Origin of the sequence: Roseburia sp. AM51-8, assembly GCF_003478275.1 — a bacterium.
Lineage (GTDB): Bacteria > Bacillota > Clostridia > Lachnospirales > Lachnospiraceae > Pararoseburia > Pararoseburia lenta.
Genome location: NZ_QUEY01000002.1, coordinates 611,445 through 628,552 on the forward strand (window position 1 = coordinate 611,445; position 17,108 = coordinate 628,552).

The following is a 17,108-nucleotide window of genomic DNA, read 5'->3' on the forward strand; positions in this document are numbered from 1 at the left end:
GATCATGATTCGACATACCGGTGCAAATATGGAAACGGTACGCAAAAGAAACCGTGCGGCAATCTTAAAATTTATAAACGACCACGGCCCGGCATCCAGAAAGGATTTGGCAGATGCGCTTGGGCTGACTCCAGCGGCAGTAACGCAGATCTGTACCGATCTTTTTGCAGAAGGAATTCTTGTGGAGACCGGAGTCAATGTGAAAAGCAGTGGGGCAGGACGTAAGAAGGTGCTTCTGGATATTAACTATGAAGCGTCTTATATTTGTGCTATGACGATCGAACCGGAATATACGACCGTGGCGATCACGGATCTGCGCGGGCAGGTTGCTGCAAAGAAACGCTGTAAGACTAATACTTCGATCACACCGCAAGCCTATTTGGACAAGTTGAGCCAGACCGCCGAGAAACTCTTGCAGGAGTGTGGGACAGGTGACCGCAGGCTGGCTGCGATCGGCGTTGGTATCACAGGTCTTGTGGACAAGGCGACCGGAAGCAGTATTAAGGCATATGGCATCTGGGATGAGCCGGTGCCGATAGCAAAGATTTTGGGACAGCACTTTACAGTTCCTATATATGTGGAAAATAACGTCAATGCCTTTGCAGTGGCAGAACTTTTATATGGCACAGGAAAAGAGCACGATAACCTTATGGTCATCAAATGGGGTCCCGGTGTTGGCTGTGCCATTATCATCGATCAGGAGATCTACGAAGGTCGCCATGCTAAGGCGGCAGAGTTGGGACATTTTATCGTTGAAAAAAACGGGCAACTCTGTAAATGCGGCAGACGGGGATGTCTGGAAACGAAAGTTTCCTATGCGGCGCTTTGCAAGATCGCGCCTTTTTCTGAGGATGCCTTTGGCAGTCTGTATTGTGGTCATTCGGATGACGAGATAGGACGACAGTTGGCAGATGCCCTAGATCTCTTCGCCAGAAGTATTGTCAATTCAGCGACCATCATGGCTCCAAATCGTATCATTTTGACCGGAAGCCTTTTTGAAAGTCCGGAGGTGCGAAAGGCACTGATCCAGGCATGTGCATCTTATGACGCCAGTTTGGGACAGGATAGAATCATTTATTCTGAATTGGCGCAGAAGGAACACTATATCGGTGCAGCAGCTATCTGTACCAAGATGTTATTGTTTTCCTAGTTTTTAGTGCGTGCAGTGTCATTGACATTGCCGGATTTGCGATAAGCACTCGGCGTGATGCCGAAATTTTGTTTGAAACAGCGGCTGAGATGTGCCGGTGTGGAAAATCCACATAAAAAAGCAATTTCTTCAATGGAGAGCGCAGTGTCATTCAGATACTGCGCAACCATTTTTAGTTTTGTATGGAGCAAAAGGTTCTGAAATGTATTCCCTGATTTTTCTTTTATGATTTTACAGATATACTGCTTGGAAAAATGCGTTTTTTCTGCCAGTTCACTAAGAGAGAGCGTTTGGTAATTACGGCGTATCTCATCAAGGATAGTCTGATACAATGTATCGCTGCCACTGATAGGTGTTGGAGATTCAATTCTGGTGTTGGAATCCCGCAAGAGATCTATCATGAGAAGTGAAAAGAGATTTTTCATAGCAGCATTGCTAAAACTTTCCTGATTGATATATTCGGCAAAAATATCAAGTATACGGTTGCGATGCATAGATGATGCGTTCGTATGGATGGCAAGATGTGTGGAAGAACTATCCTGGTTCAGAGAATTTATAAAAAATCTTTCCAACCGGGCATCGTCCTGAAACAAGGACTTGTAGTTAGAATTGAGAAAACTTTTTCGCATATCGAGGAAAATACCGATAGACTCCGGGGCTGCCGTAGCAGCGTAAGGGGTATTGGGAGGAATCAGGTAAAAGTCCCCTGGCAAAACATGAACACTGACATCTTGAATTTGCAGATGGGCATTTCCTTCCATAAGATAGAGCATACTGTAATAATTGCACTGGTGCGTGGCAGACTTGGGAAAATTAAAAAGTTTGCTGACGGAGATATCAAATCCAGGCAAAAATGTCAAGGAATCTGAAATAACATCAAAATTAGAGATGTCATTTGGGTATTCTAAATGTTCCATATCTTTAGGAATTGGAAAGTAGAAGCGTGTTAAATTGTGATTTTGAATCACATAGTTGTTGAAATAATCAAAATATGTATGATATTCGTTGTAGTTGATTTCCTGTCGGGAGTAATCCACATAGGAAATTTCAAGATTACTTAAATTTTGCAGAATATGATAAATCTGATCTCTGTTTTTTATTTCCACTTTTATATACCTCTTAGCACAATCTGTTTATATCATAGGAAAGCCCCTATGATACAAATACTCTTTTTTATTATAACGGAATCACATGAAAAATAAAAGTGATTTGGTTTATCACAGATAAGAAAAAGGGGATTTGAAGAATATATGATAAGAAAATGGATAGTAGAGAAATTCAAATCTCCCAGTTTTCACGATAGAATAAGTTTATCAAGTTGGGATGCGAGGGAGGATATACTATGGCAGATCAAATTAAACGTCTCAATATTGCAGACGAAAAGTTTTCTAAGAAAAAGTTGCTTGGCTTTTCCATGGTAAGGATGGGAAATATTTTACAGGGACTTATGATAGGTGAGGTAACATATTTTGCTACCAATAGTCTTGGAATTGCAGCAGCCGCTATTTCCATTGGCATGGCAATCAAGACGGCAATTGATGCTGTTACCGATCTTTTGATGGGGGCTATTGTTGATAGAACACATACAAAGTGGGGCAAGGCGAGACCTTGGGTTCTTGCAGGCATTCCGATGTGGATACTGACTTTACTTGTATTTGCGGTGCCAAGAAGCCTGATGAGTGACATGGGAATTGTGGTCTATATTACAATCTTATCCACGCTGGTCAGTGCTATATTTGGAACTATGGCAAATATTGCATACGAAACACATATCAAGCGAAGCATTGTAAATAACGATAATCGTGTACGGACTTTGACGGTGATTGGTTTAATTTATGCGATAGGGTCATTGGGGCTGCAGATTGCCTTGCCGGCTGTTATCAATATTTTCCATGCTTCACAAAGAGGATTTATTATTATTGCGGCAATCACAGCAATTATTGGTATTGTTGCTTGTTTGATGGCATTTTTCCTCTGTGAGGAATATTCCGAGGAGGAATTGGCTGCATTTGAAGGATATGAACCGGAAAAACAAAAAGAAAATGTTCCGATTTCTGTATTTCTAAAGAGCGTGGCAAAGAACAAATATCTGGTTATGTTTACCCTGATCAACTTCATGTATATGATTGTTATGATGAGTTCGTTTGGTGTAGGACAGTATTATTTCCAATATGTTTACGGTAATTTGGGAACATTCTCCATTGTTATGGCTGCTTCTGTGGCATTGTTTCCAGTATTTGCTGCGATCCCAAAACTTTCCAAAAAGATGGGCTCAGCAAAATTGATTAGTGGTTCCATGATGATTTCTATTATTGGTATTATCATTCGAATGTTCTTACCACAATCAATTGCGGCACAGATGGTTGGTTATCTTGCGGTCAGCCTGCCAAACATCATCAATGCCTGTGTTTTGTCTCAGGTAAACTATGAATTGATGGAGTATGGACGTTACAAAACAGGTGTCGTTGCGGAAGGTATGTATTCTGCATTTATTAGTTTTGCGCAAAGATGGCAACGAGTCTGAATTCCGTGATCGTCGGTCTGATTCTTTCTGGAACCGGATTTGACACCTTGACTAAGGCAGTTACAAAAAATGGTTTTGAAGATTGGGCAGCACTTGCTGCTTTAGGAACCAAAGGATTTGACACTTATGTAGAGGGCGGTGCAGCGACGGTTGATAAAGCCTTAAAAGGAATCAGTTTTGCTTATAATGGAATGCCTCTTATTTTCCTTGCAATCAGCATTGTCTTATTCGCATTTTTCCACTTGGAACGAGATTTAAAACAACTTCGAGTTGAGAACGGCTTTAATGAAGATGGAACCTTAAGAGAAAGTAAATAAGATGAGTTACGGCAGGAAGAAGTTCCTGCCGCAATTATTATAGGTAGGACAGATAGAGTATGAAAAAAATTAAATTTAACGATGGATGGACATTTCAGAACCTGTTGAAGCATAGCGAACCAGTGGAAGTAAGACTTCCTCATGATGCCATGCAGACGGAAAAAAGACTGGTAAATATGAAAAATGGCGCAGCAGCAGGCTTTTTCCCCGGGGGTAAATATCAATATACCAAGCATTTTGGGGCAGATAGCGCATGGAAAGATAAGTCTGTGTTAATCGAGTTTGAAGGGATATATCAGAATTCTACAGTGATATTAAATGGGAAAAAAATTGGCGGCTGGGTCTATGGTTATTCCGGATTTGTACTGGATATTAGCAGAAATCTGATTTTGGATGCGGAAAATGAACTTACGGTAATTGCAGATAACAGCAGGACACCAAATAGTCGATGGTATACAGGAAGCGGCATTTATCGCAATGTGAATTTATATATAGGAGCTCCTTCCCATATAAGTGTAGATGGCATCGAAGCAGTGACAAAGCGGGTTGATTATAAAAATCAGTGTGCCTATGTCTCTGTTACTACAAAAGTAAACGATGTGACTGGCTGTGAATTGCAAATAACACTTTGGGATGATAATAAAAATAAGGTGTCAGAAGCATCCGGTATCCATACAGAAATGATCGTGCCGCATGTAAAACTGTGGAGTGACGAGCATCCATATCTTTATACGTTAAAGGCGGAACTGCGGAGAAATGGGAAGGTAGTCGATCAGGAGGCCATTCTTTTTGGAATCCGAGAACTTCGCTGGTCGGCAGAACGAGGACTTCTGGTTAACAACGAAAGTGTGAAACTGCGTGGCGGATGTATTCATCACGACAATGGAATTTTGGGAAGTTGTGCTTATGATGGGATAGAAGAACGAAAAATCAAACTTTTAAAAGAGGCTGGATTTAACGCTATTCGTTCGGCACATAATCCGGCAAGTAAAGCACTCCTGACGGCCTGTGATAAATATGGAATGTATGTGATGGATGAAGCATTTGATCAGTGGAGATTCATGAAAGTAGATTATGATTATTCTATTTACTTTGAAAAGTATTATGAAGAAGATGTAAGTGCCATGATCCGCAAGGATATCAGTCATCCATCTGTGATTATGTATTCTATTGGTAACGAAATAGGGGACACAGGTAGTGACGAGGGGCTGTGTGGAACCGTATTTTGGTTGATATCTGCCATAAACTGGATGCTTCCAGACCAGTTATCAATTGTATCAATCCAGTGGTGTCCATGATGGGAGGAAGAAAATCTAAGTGCAGTCCTCAGGACAGTGTGAATCCTTACGAGGAGACAAAGAACGCCCAGGCGACAGCAAGTCTACTGGCTAATATTATTGTCACGGTAGTACCTTTTGTCCAAAAAATGATGGGAAAACCGAAAAAGGTAGAGAAAAAACTGAAAGCCTGTTTTGATGAACTGGATATTGTAGGGCTGAATTATGCAGAAAATTGTTATGAGCCACATCATGCATATGATCCCAAACGTATCATGTTAGGTTCCGAGACTTATCCGCATTCCATGGCAGAACGATGGAAGTTGGTTGAGGCTCACCCATATGTGATTGGTGATTTTATGTGGACAGCAATGGATTATTTGGGGGAAGCCGGTGTCGGCGTTCCGATTTATGGAAAGGCAAAAGGTGGTTTTAATCGACCATATCCGTGTGTCAGTGGAGGGTGTGGAGCAATCAATCTTTTGGGACAGAAAGAAACGGAGATGTATGCTGCAGCCATTGCTTGGAAGAAGTATAAACAACCATATATCGCTGTAAGACCGGTTAATCATTCCGGTGAAAAGTATTTCCTTGGTATGTGGCGCGATACAGATGCTGTACATAGTTGGAGTTGGCCGGGCTGTCAAGGGAAAAATGCGCAGATTGAAATCTATAGTATAGGAACCGAGGTAGAATTGTTTCAGAACGGAGAGTCTCTTGGTCGAAAAAAATTAGAATTTTGTAAGGCGTCCTATGAGACAATCTATCAAATGGGAAGACTTAAGGCGGTCAGTTATGATGAAAAAGGAAATAAAATTGATGAGGATGAACTTATTTCTGCAGGCGATGAAACAAGGCTTTGTGTGAAAGCGGAAAAAGAAGTTCTGACAGCTGATGGAGAAGATATGACGTTTGTGCTGGTCTCTCTGACTGATGCAGCTGGTATTGTAAAGATGCTTTCTGATAGGCAAATCAGGGTCAGTGTTTTGGGGAACGGAATCCTGCGCGCTATTGGCAACGGAAATCCTGTGACCGAAGAAGCGTTTGATGGCGATTCCTACCACTCCTGGATGGGGCAGATGGGATTTTATGTACAAAGCACAGAAGAAGAGGGAACAATCGTGATTGATGTGAGTGCAAAGGGAACCGAAGCAGAGCAAATTATCCTGCAGACAAAAAGAAGGTGACAGACATGAAAGAGACATTTGTTTTTTCGGTAAAAAAAAACACTAGGCGGGTGGAAGTATCCAATCACTGGAAATATTGTGTTGGCTCTGGTCAGGCAAAACTTGCTATGCGTTCAGATTATGCCAGACAATTAAAATTTATTCATGATGAACTTGGCATAGAGAGAGTCCGGTTTCACGGCATTTTTGATGATGATATGCAGGCAATTATGTCCATGGCGGATATGATGCCGATGCCGGGCGCAGAAAAGTTTCAAAATTATAATTTTTTTAATATTTTTGCGGCATATGATAATGTACTTGCAGCAGGAATGAAGCCATGGGTGGAACTATCTTTCATGCCATCAACTATTGCAAAAAGGAAGAAAAAAGTCACAGTCAACGCGGAGGGCATGAAGACCATGCCGGCGAAAGACGATGATTGGGTAAAGTTGGTACAGGCGTTCATCCGGGCTGCGATACACCGGTATGGCAGGAATGAGGTTATTACATGGAATTTTGAGGTTTGGAATGAACCTAATATGTTCACTTTTTTTGCCGGAACGATGGAGGACTATTTCCATCTCTATGAGATTACAGCCAAAGCCGTGAAGGAGGTAGAGCCGGCTCTGTTGGTGGGGGGACCTGCAAGTGCAACCGGAGATTGGATTGCTGAGTTTATTGACTTTTGTGAGCAAAGGAAATTGCCACTTGATTTTATTTCAACATATAATTATCCGGGAGATGGTATAGGAGAAGCCTTTGCCATGAAAGATCTTTTCTCCAATGTTGTGGGGGGAATGAAGCAATTGAGAAGTAAGAAAGCGGGGACTGCTCTGGATGGGATTCGTCTGATCATGGAGGATAAGACGGAAACCACGGTTCTGGCAAAGGGGCAGATGTATGATAATACAAAGAAAGTCAGTCAGATTGTGGCGGGCAGATACCCCATTTATTATACTGAGTGGAATTGTAATGCCATCCTGACATCACCGAGTAATGATAGTAAAAAGGTGGCATGTTTCCAGGTAAAAAGCATAGATGAGATGGAAGAAAATGTGACAGGATCATCTATTTGGGCATTTAGTGATATTTTTGATGAATTCATGATAGTGCCGGAAGAATTTTCGGGAGGGTTTGGTTTGCTTACCATCCATGGTATCCCCAAACCGCAGTTTTATGCATTGAAATTATTAAGTGATGCGGGAAGCAGAAAAATATCGGGTACAGATAGAGGTGCCGGGATGTCAGAATGTTCGATTGTACCGGATTGATGATGAGCATTGCAATCCGTATCGTATATGGAAGGAAATGGGATCACCTGAAAATATGAATCCGCAGGAAATCCATGAAGTGATTGAAAAATCATCCCTTGTGGCAGAAAAAGTGACTTATACATATGAAAACGGAGAATTGATCGTATCCGGCAGGCTGCAGGTAAATGACACGCACTGTTACATCATCAGGAAATAGTAAAGGAGATTAGTTATGAAGACATATGATCTGAAAACAGCATATATGAGAAATCCCATGGGATTGGATGATCTGCATCCGCAATTATCATGGAAAACCAAAGATGGTAAAAAACAGACGTCGTTTAAGATAGAGGTGTCCGTAAATGATAAACCATGGAAACTTATGGAGGAAAGAAGAAGTGATTCCATGAAGACGAGTTACAGTCTTCCTTTAGAGAGTCGAGACCGGATTCTGTGGCGTGTAGCGGTGGCAGATGAGAATGGAGTATATGACAGTTGGAGCCAGCCTGCTTTCTTTGAAATGGGATTGTTGGAAAAAAAGGAGTGGAAAGCATCGTTTATCATGGGAAACTATGAACATAGTAAAAGTCCCAAAGTGCGATATCCGGTGGACTGTTTTAAAAAGACTTTTCGAATAAAAAAAGAAAATCTTGTGCGTGCGAGACTCTACATTACAGCCTGTGGCCTGTATGAGACAAAAATTAATGGAACAAAAGTGGGGGATGCGGTTCTGACACCGGGATCCACTGCGTTTCAAAAAAGAGTACATTATCAGACGTATGATGTGACAGACTTGCTGAAAGATGAAAATGTGTGGACCATGGAACTGGCAGATGGTTTTTACGCCAGTGCCACAGGGGTCTTTGACAGCACGAAAGTTTATGGATATGAGCCAAAACTTATGGCGCAAATGGAAGTCTTTTATCAGAGTGGAGAACATGAGGTTTTCGTGAGTGATGCTTCTATGCAATGGTCTAATGATGGCAGTATCCGTTATGCGGATATGAAAAACGGAGAGAGGATAGATCTGGGGCGTAGTCCATCTTATAGTGGAAGGGCAAGAGTGACGTCGTATGAAGGTATGGTCTGTGCTTCCAATAATGACGCGGCAAAAGAACATGAGAAATTTTCGAATCCAACAATTGTGCATTGTCCGGACGGACATACAGTGCTGGATTTTGGACAGAATATTGCAGGCTATGTCAAACTTTCCGTAAAAGGAGAAAAGGGAGCAAAATGCCGCATGGTGTGTGGAGAAAAATTGGATACAAATGGTAATTTTACTGTAGAAAATATTGCATGGAAGGCGAATTATGATACCTGCCGTTTTCAATCCGTGGATTTTGTCTGCGATGGGGTACGTCACGACTACAAACCCAAATTTACGATTATGGGATTCCGTTATGTCCTGCTTTTGGACTGGCCGGAGGATGTGGATGCCGGCAGATTTAGTGCAATTGCAGTTTATACGGACATGGACACAACGTTTTCCTTTACTTCTTCGGATGCTATGCTCAATCGGATTGTGAAAAATACATTCTGGAGTGTAAAAGGAAATTTTATGGATGTCCCGACCGATTGTCCGACACGTGAGCGTGCCGGCTGGACTGGTGATGCACAACTCTTTTTTAATACAGGCAATTATATGATGGATCAGAGAGCATTTTTTCGTAAATGGATGAGAGATGTAGCAGATTGTCAAAAAGGAAATGGTCTTGTCTATAATGTGAATCCAACGGGGGGTAAGAAGAGTGGATTGATTGAGTGGATATCCATGGAGGGAAGTGCCGGCTGGGGAGACGCCATGGTGACTATCCCGTACTATTTCTGGAAACGGTATGGAGATGATTGCCTGATTCGGGAGAATTGGCAGGCAATGGAAAAGTGCATTGCATATTTTAGCAGCAGAATGGGTAAAAGAAACCTCTTTTCCCTTTTTTCACCAAGGCGAAGCAAATATGACAAATATCTTGTGGCCAGTGGGAGACATTTTGGTGAATGGACGGAGCCGGACGACTGTGCGCCATCACAAAAAATGTTATTGCTGCCAATGGTAGAGGAGGCGACCGCATATTTATCCTATGCTGCGAGGTTAATGGAGGAAATGGCTGACTATCTGGGAAAAGAATCCCAAGCAAAACATTATAAGCAGATCGCAGATCGGACGAAAGAGGCATACAATTATTATTTTGTACAGAATGGCGACATTACAAGCAAGAGAATGTGCAAGTATGTAAGACCTTGTGGATTGGAATTGGCTGAGGGACAGGCCCGCCAGAGACTTTTGCAAAAAATTGTGAAACTGAATCAGGAGAGAGAGTATCGTGTGGGAACCGGTTTTTTGTCTACCCCATTTGTATTTCCGCTTCTTACGGAAGCAGGTGCAAGCGATGAGGCTTTCCGCATGCTTATGAATCCGGAGATTGGCTGGATCCAGCAAATAAAACAAGGCGCAACAACAGTGTGGGAAAACTGGACAGATGATGCATCTTTAAATCATTATTCTAAAGGAGCATGTTGTCAGTGGATCTTTGATACCTTATGTGGAATCAAAATGGATGGCAGGGAGAATCATTTTGTGATTGCACCCCATCCGGTTTCACAGATAGATTCTATTTCTATGGAATATGATTTTGCATATGGCAAGGTTTCGAGTGCCTGGTTTAGAACAGATGGAAAGGTGAACTTTAGGATTTCCATACCATCGAACTGTGTGGCTGATGTCATCCTGCCAGATGGAAGCACATTTGCCTGTGAATGTGGAGAATATAACTTTTCTACTGTGACAAAATGAGTTGAATAAAGAAAAATCCCTTGCATACAATGTAAAAACAAGTGTTGCAGGGGATTTTTTTGAAACCATATATTGAAAAACGGGCAGTTGAAATTGGTACATACATTGTGGAAAAGAGTGCGACCGTAAGGCAGGCGGCAAAGAATTTTGGCGTGAGCAAATCTACGGTACATAAGGACGTTGCGGAACGTTTGCCGCAGATCGATGTCGAACTTGCAAAAGAGGCAAGAAGCGTCTTAGATGTCAATAAATCAGAACGACATATCCGTGGTGGCATGGCTACCAGAAAAAAGTATGCACATATCCATTGACTTTCCACGCAGGATAAACTAAGATTTTTAGAAGAGTAAACGAACCGATAAACGGTATTTGAGGAGGAACAAATGGAGAACGTTACTATTATGGATCATCCACTGATCCAGCATAAAATTTCAAGACTTCGTGACAAGACAACAGGAACAAATGAGTTCCGTACCTTGGTCAGTGAGATCGCTATGTTGATGGGGTTTGAGGCACTGCGCGATCTTCCGACCGAACTGGTAGAGATCGAGACACCGATCGAGACGACCAAACAGCCAATGATTGCCGGTAAGAAGATGGCGATCGTGCCGATTCTGCGTGCTGGACTTGGGATGGTAGACGGTGTGCTGAATCTGGTTCCATCTGCAAAGATCGGACATATCGGTTTGTATCGTGACCCGGAGACTCATGAGCCACATGAGTATTACTGCAAGTTGCCGGAACCGATCGACCAGAGAACTATTTTGGTAGTAGATCCAATGCTTGCAACCGGTGGATCCGGTGCAGATGCCATCACCATGATCAAGCAGCATGGCGGCAAGAATATCAAGTTCATGTGCATCATTGCCGCACCGGAAGGTCTGGAGAGACTGCACAAGGAACATCCGGATGTGCAGATCTATGTTGGCGCCTTGGATCGTCAGTTGAATGAGAATGCTTATATCTGTCCGGGACTTGGAGATGCCGGGGATCGTATTTTTGGAACAAAGTAATCAAGGATCAGATGTCAAGGGGGATGCTCTTTTATAGGGCATCCTCTTATCTTATAGCAATGAGTAAAGGAAAAAATATGGGAAAAAATATTGTTTTGATCGGTATGCCGGGTGTGGGAAAAAGTACTTCCGGCGTTATTCTTGCAAAAGTATTAAATTATGATTTTTTGGATTCCGATCTGGTCATTCAGCATCAGACCGGAAAACTTTTAAAAGAAATCATTGCAGAAAAAGGCATTGATGGCTTCAACGCAGTAGAAAACGAGATCAACAGCCAAATTGATGTGGAAAATACCGTGATCGCGACCGGAGGAAGTGTTATCTTTGGCGCAGATGCTATGGCACACTTTAAAGAGAGCGGGATTGTCGTTTATCTGAGGATCAGTTATGATCTCTTGGACGAGCGTCTGGGGGATCTGGATGAGCGAGGTGTCGTACATAAAGAGGGACAGACCTTGCGGGATATTTATAATGAGCGCACGGCACTTTATGAAAAATACGCGGATATTACCGTGGATCTGGACGGCAAGGATGTGGCTGGCACGGTGGATGCAGTAGTGGCGCAGTTAGAAAGAAAATAAACATAAGATGAGTAAACTATTGGTTTTACAGATAACCATGCTTTTGCTGATTTTAGTAGGAGCACTTATAAAAAGAATAGGAATTATAAGCAAAGAAGGGCAGAAGAATATCAACGATCTGGTCATTTATCTGGTGCTTCCCTGCAATATTGTAAAGTCCTTTATGATTGACTGCGATAGCAATACGTTTGTGCAGTTTGCAGAGGTTCTTGTGATTTCCATAGGGATACAGATCGTCAGTGTGATCCTGGGAAAGATTTTATATGGTAAAAGAGAAGTGGGACATCGTATGAGCCTGCAATATGGCGTGATCTGTTCTAATGCGGGATTTCTGGGAAATCCGGTCGCAGAGGGCGTTTTTGGATCGATCGGGCTTGCTATGGCATCCATATTCCTGATTCCCATGCGCATTATGATGTGGTCGTCCGGTATTGCGATCTTTACGCAGTCAAAGGATTGGAAAGCGACTTTGAAAAAGGTTGTGACCCATCCTTGTATTATTGCCTGTTTTATCGGTTTGATCCTGATTCTGACACAATATAGACCACCAGCCGTTATCACAAATACGATCGGAACGATTGGAAATTGCAATACGGCACTTTCCATGATGGTCATCGGTATGATCTTGGCAGAAGCGGACTGGAAATCTATTTTCGACTGGGAAGTGCTTCGGTATTCTATCCTTCGTCTGGTACTGATGCCACTGGCTTTGTATGTCGTCTGCCTGCTCATAAAACTGCCGTCTCTGGTGACAGGGGTCTGTGTACTCTTGACTGCCATGCCGGCGGGGGCAACGACCAGTATTCTGGCATCCAAGTATGGCTGTGATGAGATCTTTGCAACAAAACTAGTAGTGGCATCTACCATCCTTTCCATGATCAGTATTCCAATCTGGAGTATGGTTTTGACCATATGATTTTAAGTGTGTAAAAAAATACAAAGAATGCGAAAAAAAAGATTGTAGAGTGAAGATAATTCCGCTATACTTTCTTTAGTTAAGGATATCTGCGAGGGTGCATATGTCATCTCGCAGATTTTTGCGGAAAGGGATCTTTTCGCAGAGGAACAACAAATCAGTACAAAGGAGTTATGTGATGAATCAAAAAGGAGCAATCAAAGATGCCCGCAGTCTTGGAACACCAAAGATGCTACTGTTGGGTTTGCAGCACATGTTCGCCATGTTTGGCGCAACAATCTTAGTTCCAATTCTCGTGAATGATTATTTCGAGGGAGAAGGACTTTCTGTTCAGGTAACACTATTTTGTGCCGGTGTCGGTACACTCTTATTTCATTTGATCACCAAGCGTAAGGTGCCTGCTTTCTTAGGATCTTCCTTCGCATTTCTGGGTGGATTTTCCATGGTAGCACAATTGGATAGTGGGATTTATGCCAATATGACTATGGGCGAAAAGTTGCCATACGCTTGTGGCGGTATCGTGGTAGCAGGTCTTTTATATCTGGTATTTGCCCTGATCGTAAAACTGGTAGGTGTAAGAAAAGTTATGCGTTTGTTACCGCCGGTAGTAACCGGACCGATCATTATCAGTATCGGACTTTCCCTTGCATCTTCTGCTGTCAATAATGCACAGACAAACTGGATCATCGCGATCGTCGCATTTGCGGTTATTGTGATCTTCAATATCTGGGGCAAGGGCATGTTCAAGATCATTCCGATCCTCATGGGTATCGTGATCTCTTATATCTTTGCTTTGGTATTAAATGGTGTCGGTATGACAAATGCTGACGGAAGCGCGATCTTAGATTTCACTTCTGTAGCAAGCGCACACTGGGTACAGTGGCAGCCATTTGTATGGTGCAAGTTTGATATTACAGCCATCCTTGTTATGGCACCGATCGCACTTGCGACCATGATGGAGCATATCGGTGATATTACAGCAATCTCCGCAACGGTAGATGAGAATTTCGTAGAAGATCCGGGACTTCACAGAACCTTGATCGGTGACGGACTTGCAACCGCATTTGCCGGAGCCATCGGTGGCCCTGCAAATACAACATATGGCGAAAATACAGGTGTATTGGAACTGTCAAAGGTACATGATCCTAAGGTTATCCGCATCGCAGCCGTATATGCGATCATCCTTAGTTTTTCACCGAAATTTGCAGCAGTGATCGGTTCTATGCCATCTTCCATCATCGGTGGTGTAAGTTTCATCCTTTATGGTATGATCTCTGCTATCGGTGTCCGTAATGTGGTTGAGAACAAGGTAGACTTCACAAAGTCAAGAAACCTGATCATTGCAGCCGTTATCCTTGTCAGCGCACTTGGATTTACAGATGGTTTTACATTCACGATCGCAGGAACAAGCGTTACACTGACTTCTCTTGCTATCGCAGCCATTTTGGGAATTTTCCTGAATGCTATCCTGCCGGGCAAGGATTATGAATTTGAGACAAGCGCAAAAAAAGAAGAAGCGTAAAAAGACGGATTCTGTTTCGGGGGAAGCGGGATACGAAAAAGTTATGAGCAGATAGACAAAGAGCATGTGGACGATCGAAGGGATCAGACACATGCTCTTTTTGTAGTTATTATAGGAGTATTAAGCGTAATAATCGATGTTGTTTGCCATGCGCTTGGCATAGGTCGTCAACTGTTTCATGAATTTGGAGTCTTTGTTTAAAAGACTCTTGAAACGGCTGCCCCTGATGTTTTCAACGGCGGAAGAACTGAGGGTCAGATAACCAGAGGAGTTTTCCTTGATGCCGATGTTTTCCAAATCCTTGGAATACTTGCTGGCAAGATTTTTCAGATTCTTGTAAGTGGAGGTCGCATAGGAATTGGTCGAGGATTTGGCGGAATCCATGGTGTAATTGTATGTATCGATAAAGGCGCGTACATGAGAAGAAATATCGTCCTTATCGGCATTTTCAAAGTCAAAATGATCCAGTTTCCGAACCGCGCGGCGAAGCGCCTGTGCATCTGCATAATTTAACTGATTGGTCGTAGCAGAAGAACGTGTACTTTTGGTCGTAAAAGCGCGGTAGGTCGCGTAATAACTGCGCAGGGTGATGTTGTTTGCTACAGAAAATCCACTCATGACGGCTCCTTTCTTTAAAAGTTATAGTAGGGAAAGCGGTAAAATTTTGCCAATTACCGATTGTTATATATTTTATATCGGAAATTCTGTCGGAAAATTGACCTTTGAACTTGTTATTTTTTATAGGCTCTAATATAATGAAACGAGATAGATTTGTACCTGGTACAAAAAGAAACGGAGGACAAGCATGGAGCAGGAAAAGGTCATAGTCATTGACTTTGGCGGACAGTACAACCAGTTGGTTGCCCGCAGAGTCAGAGAATGCAATGTTTATTGTGAGATCTATTCTTATAAAACAGATATTGAAAAGATTAAAGAAATGAATCCGAAAGGGATCATTTTGACAGGAGGTCCAAACAGTTGTTATGAGCCGGATTCACCGACTTATACCAAGGAATTGTTTGAATTGGGAATTCCGGTATTGGGACTTTGCTATGGGGCACAGTTGATGATGCATGTATTAGGCGGTAAGGTCGAGAAGGCACCGGTCAGAGAATACGGTAAGACCGAGGTATTTGTAAAGCAGGATTCCCCATTGTTTGCAGGCGTATCTGCAACAACGATCTGCTGGATGAGCCACTTTGATTACATTTCAAAGCCGGCAGAGGGATTCCGCATTTGCGCACATACGGCGGATTGCCCGGTGGCAGCGGCAGAGAATCAGGAAAAGAATTTATACGCGATCCAGTTCCATCCGGAAGTACTGCATACGGTTGAGGGAACCAAGATGCTGCACAACTTTGTACGCGGTGTCTGCGGATGTGCCGGAACATGGCGCATGGATTCCTTTGTAGAAAATGCCATTAAGGATGTAAGAGAAAAGGTAGGAGACGGCAAGGTGCTTTTGGCACTGTCCGGTGGTGTGGATTCTTCTGTGCTTGCAGCACTTCTTGCAAAAGCAATTGGACCACAGCTTACCTGCGTGTTTGTAGATCATGGACTTCTTCGTAAGAACGAGGGAGACGAAGTCGAGAGTGTATTTGGCAAGGGCGGAGCCTTTGATATCAACTTTATCCGTGTCAATGCACAGGAGCGTTATTATGCAAAACTTGCAGGAGTGACCGAGCCGGAGCAGAAGCGTAAGATCATCGGCGAAGAATTTATCCGTGTTTTTGAAGAAGAAGCAAAGAAGATCGGTGCCGTAGATTTCCTGGCACAGGGAACGATCTACCAGATGTGGTAGAGTCAGGACTTGGCGGAGAATCTGCAGTGATCAAGTCTCATCATAATGTCGGCGGTCTGCCGGATTATGTAGATTTCAAAGATATCATCGAGCCACTGCGCAACCTGTTTAAGGATGAAGTGCGTAAGGCAGGACTGGAACTTGGTCTGCCGGATTATCTGGTATATCGTCAGCCATTCCCGGGACCGGGACTTGGCATTCGCATCATCGGCGAAGTGACCGCAGAAAAGGTGCGAATCGTGCAGGATGCTGATTATATTTATCGTGAAGAGATCGCTAAGGCGGGACTGGATCGAAGCATCGGACAGTATTTTGCAGCACTGACCAATATGCGTTCGGTTGGTGTCATGGGCGATGAGAGAACCTATGACTACGCCGTAGCACTGCGTGCAGTCAACACGGTAGACTTCATGACAGCGGAGGCGGCAGACATTCCGTTTGATGTCTTGCAGACCGTCATGAGCAGAATTATAAATGAGGTGAAGGGAGTCAATCGAGTATTTTACGATCTGACCAGTAAGCCACCGGGAACGATTGAGTTTGAATAAATCGAGTTGCTTAAAAAAGCCAGTGTTTATGCGGGTTTCAGCGATTTCGATTAGTCTTTTGATAACAAATTGATAACAGTCATAGCAAGTGCCATTATTCTTGTTATCCAGTGGTTTATGGGTAACGGAACAATTAACAGGTGGCTTGCAGACTAAAGTTCGGAGCTTGGCTCTGAACAAATTCCATATTATAAACTAAGCCCTTAGCTGTGGTTAATAACCATAGTTAAGGGCTTTTTTGTC

13 protein-coding genes and 2 pseudogenes are annotated in these 17,108 nt (G+C 42.9%); 13 read left to right on the forward strand and 2 right to left on the reverse strand.

The genetic code is table 11. The features are described 5' to 3' along the window. Nucleotides 1-4: 4 nt before the first annotated feature. Nucleotides 5-1,150, forward strand: coding sequence for an ROK family transcriptional regulator (locus tag DW996_RS06755; RefSeq protein WP_118535227.1), 1,146 nt, complete (start codon nt 5-7; stop codon nt 1,148-1,150). Here DW996_RS06755 and DW996_RS06760 read toward each other — a convergent pair. Next, a complete protein-coding gene (locus DW996_RS06760; RefSeq protein WP_118535228.1) occupies nt 1,147-2,256 on the reverse strand; it encodes an AraC family transcriptional regulator in 1,110 nt (369 codons plus the stop codon). The genes DW996_RS06755 and DW996_RS06760 overlap by 4 nt on opposite strands. Before the next feature lie 236 nt (nt 2,257-2,492). On the opposite strand from DW996_RS06760, the gene DW996_RS06765 reads away from it, so the two are divergent. The 11 genes and pseudogenes from DW996_RS06765 to DW996_RS06820 all read left to right on the forward strand — a co-directional run bounded on the left by DW996_RS06765 (nt 2,493) and on the right by DW996_RS06820 (nt 14,516). After that, nucleotides 2,493-3,674: an MFS transporter gene (locus DW996_RS06765; protein ID WP_118535229.1), complete on the forward strand. Its 1,182-nt coding sequence runs from the start codon at nt 2,493-2,495 to the stop codon at nt 3,672-3,674. 5 nt (nt 3,675-3,679) lie between these two features. Continuing rightward, on the forward strand, nt 3,680-3,991 hold the full coding sequence (locus DW996_RS06770; RefSeq protein WP_147403539.1) for an MFS transporter: 312 nt from the start codon (nt 3,680-3,682) through the stop codon (nt 3,989-3,991). 59 nt (nt 3,992-4,050) lie between these two features. Further along, on the forward strand, nt 4,051-5,289 hold the full coding sequence (locus tag DW996_RS06775; protein WP_118535231.1) for a glycoside hydrolase family 2 protein: 1,239 nt from the start codon (nt 4,051-4,053) through the stop codon (nt 5,287-5,289). Continuing rightward, entirely contained in the window at nt 5,202-6,455 is a 1,254-nt protein-coding gene (locus tag DW996_RS06780; protein WP_147403540.1) for a DUF4982 domain-containing protein, read from the forward strand. The genes DW996_RS06775 and DW996_RS06780 overlap by 88 nt, the downstream gene beginning before the upstream one ends. Before the next feature lie 5 nt (nt 6,456-6,460). Continuing rightward, a pseudogene (locus DW996_RS06785) lies at nt 6,461-7,907 on the forward strand (GH39 family glycosyl hydrolase). 15 nt (nt 7,908-7,922) lie between these two features. After that, the gene (locus tag DW996_RS06795) at nt 7,923-10,484 is read left to right on the forward strand and encodes a family 78 glycoside hydrolase catalytic domain (RefSeq protein ID WP_118535235.1); all 2,562 of its coding nucleotides are present in this window, start codon (nt 7,923-7,925) and stop codon (nt 10,482-10,484) included. Between the two features lie 59 nt (nt 10,485-10,543). Further along, nucleotides 10,544-10,795 carry a sporulation transcriptional regulator SpoIIID gene (gene spoIIID, locus DW996_RS06800; RefSeq protein WP_243069481.1) on the forward strand — a complete coding sequence of 84 codons (252 nt, stop codon included), beginning with the start codon at nt 10,544-10,546 and terminating at the stop codon, nt 10,793-10,795. A 72-nt stretch (nt 10,796-10,867) separates the two neighbouring features. Beyond that, nucleotides 10,868-11,497 (forward strand): uracil phosphoribosyltransferase, encoded by a 630-nt coding sequence (gene upp / locus DW996_RS06805; protein WP_118280166.1) that lies wholly within the window; start codon nt 10,868-10,870, stop codon nt 11,495-11,497. A 77-nt stretch (nt 11,498-11,574) separates the two neighbouring features. Then, a complete protein-coding gene (locus tag DW996_RS06810) occupies nt 11,575-12,078 on the forward strand; it encodes a shikimate kinase (RefSeq protein ID WP_118280165.1) in 504 nt (167 codons plus the stop codon). A gap of 7 nt (nt 12,079-12,085) precedes the next feature. Next, nucleotides 12,086-12,994 carry an AEC family transporter gene (locus tag DW996_RS06815; protein WP_118535236.1) on the forward strand — a complete coding sequence of 303 codons (909 nt, stop codon included), beginning with the start codon at nt 12,086-12,088 and terminating at the stop codon, nt 12,992-12,994. A gap of 178 nt (nt 12,995-13,172) precedes the next feature. Then, nucleotides 13,173-14,516, forward strand: coding sequence for a uracil-xanthine permease family protein (locus DW996_RS06820; protein WP_118280163.1), 1,344 nt, complete (start codon nt 13,173-13,175; stop codon nt 14,514-14,516). 120 nt (nt 14,517-14,636) lie between these two features. Here the strand turns inward: DW996_RS06820 and DW996_RS06825 are convergent, their stop codons facing one another. Beyond that, nucleotides 14,637-15,134 carry a hypothetical protein gene (locus tag DW996_RS06825; protein ID WP_118535237.1) on the reverse strand — a complete coding sequence of 166 codons (498 nt, stop codon included), beginning with the start codon at nt 15,132-15,134 and terminating at the stop codon, nt 14,637-14,639. A 187-nt stretch (nt 15,135-15,321) separates the two neighbouring features. Between DW996_RS06825 and guaA the strand changes: the two are divergent. Further along, a pseudogene (gene guaA, locus DW996_RS06830) lies at nt 15,322-16,865 on the forward strand (glutamine-hydrolyzing GMP synthase). Nucleotides 16,866-17,108 lie beyond the last annotated feature (243 nt).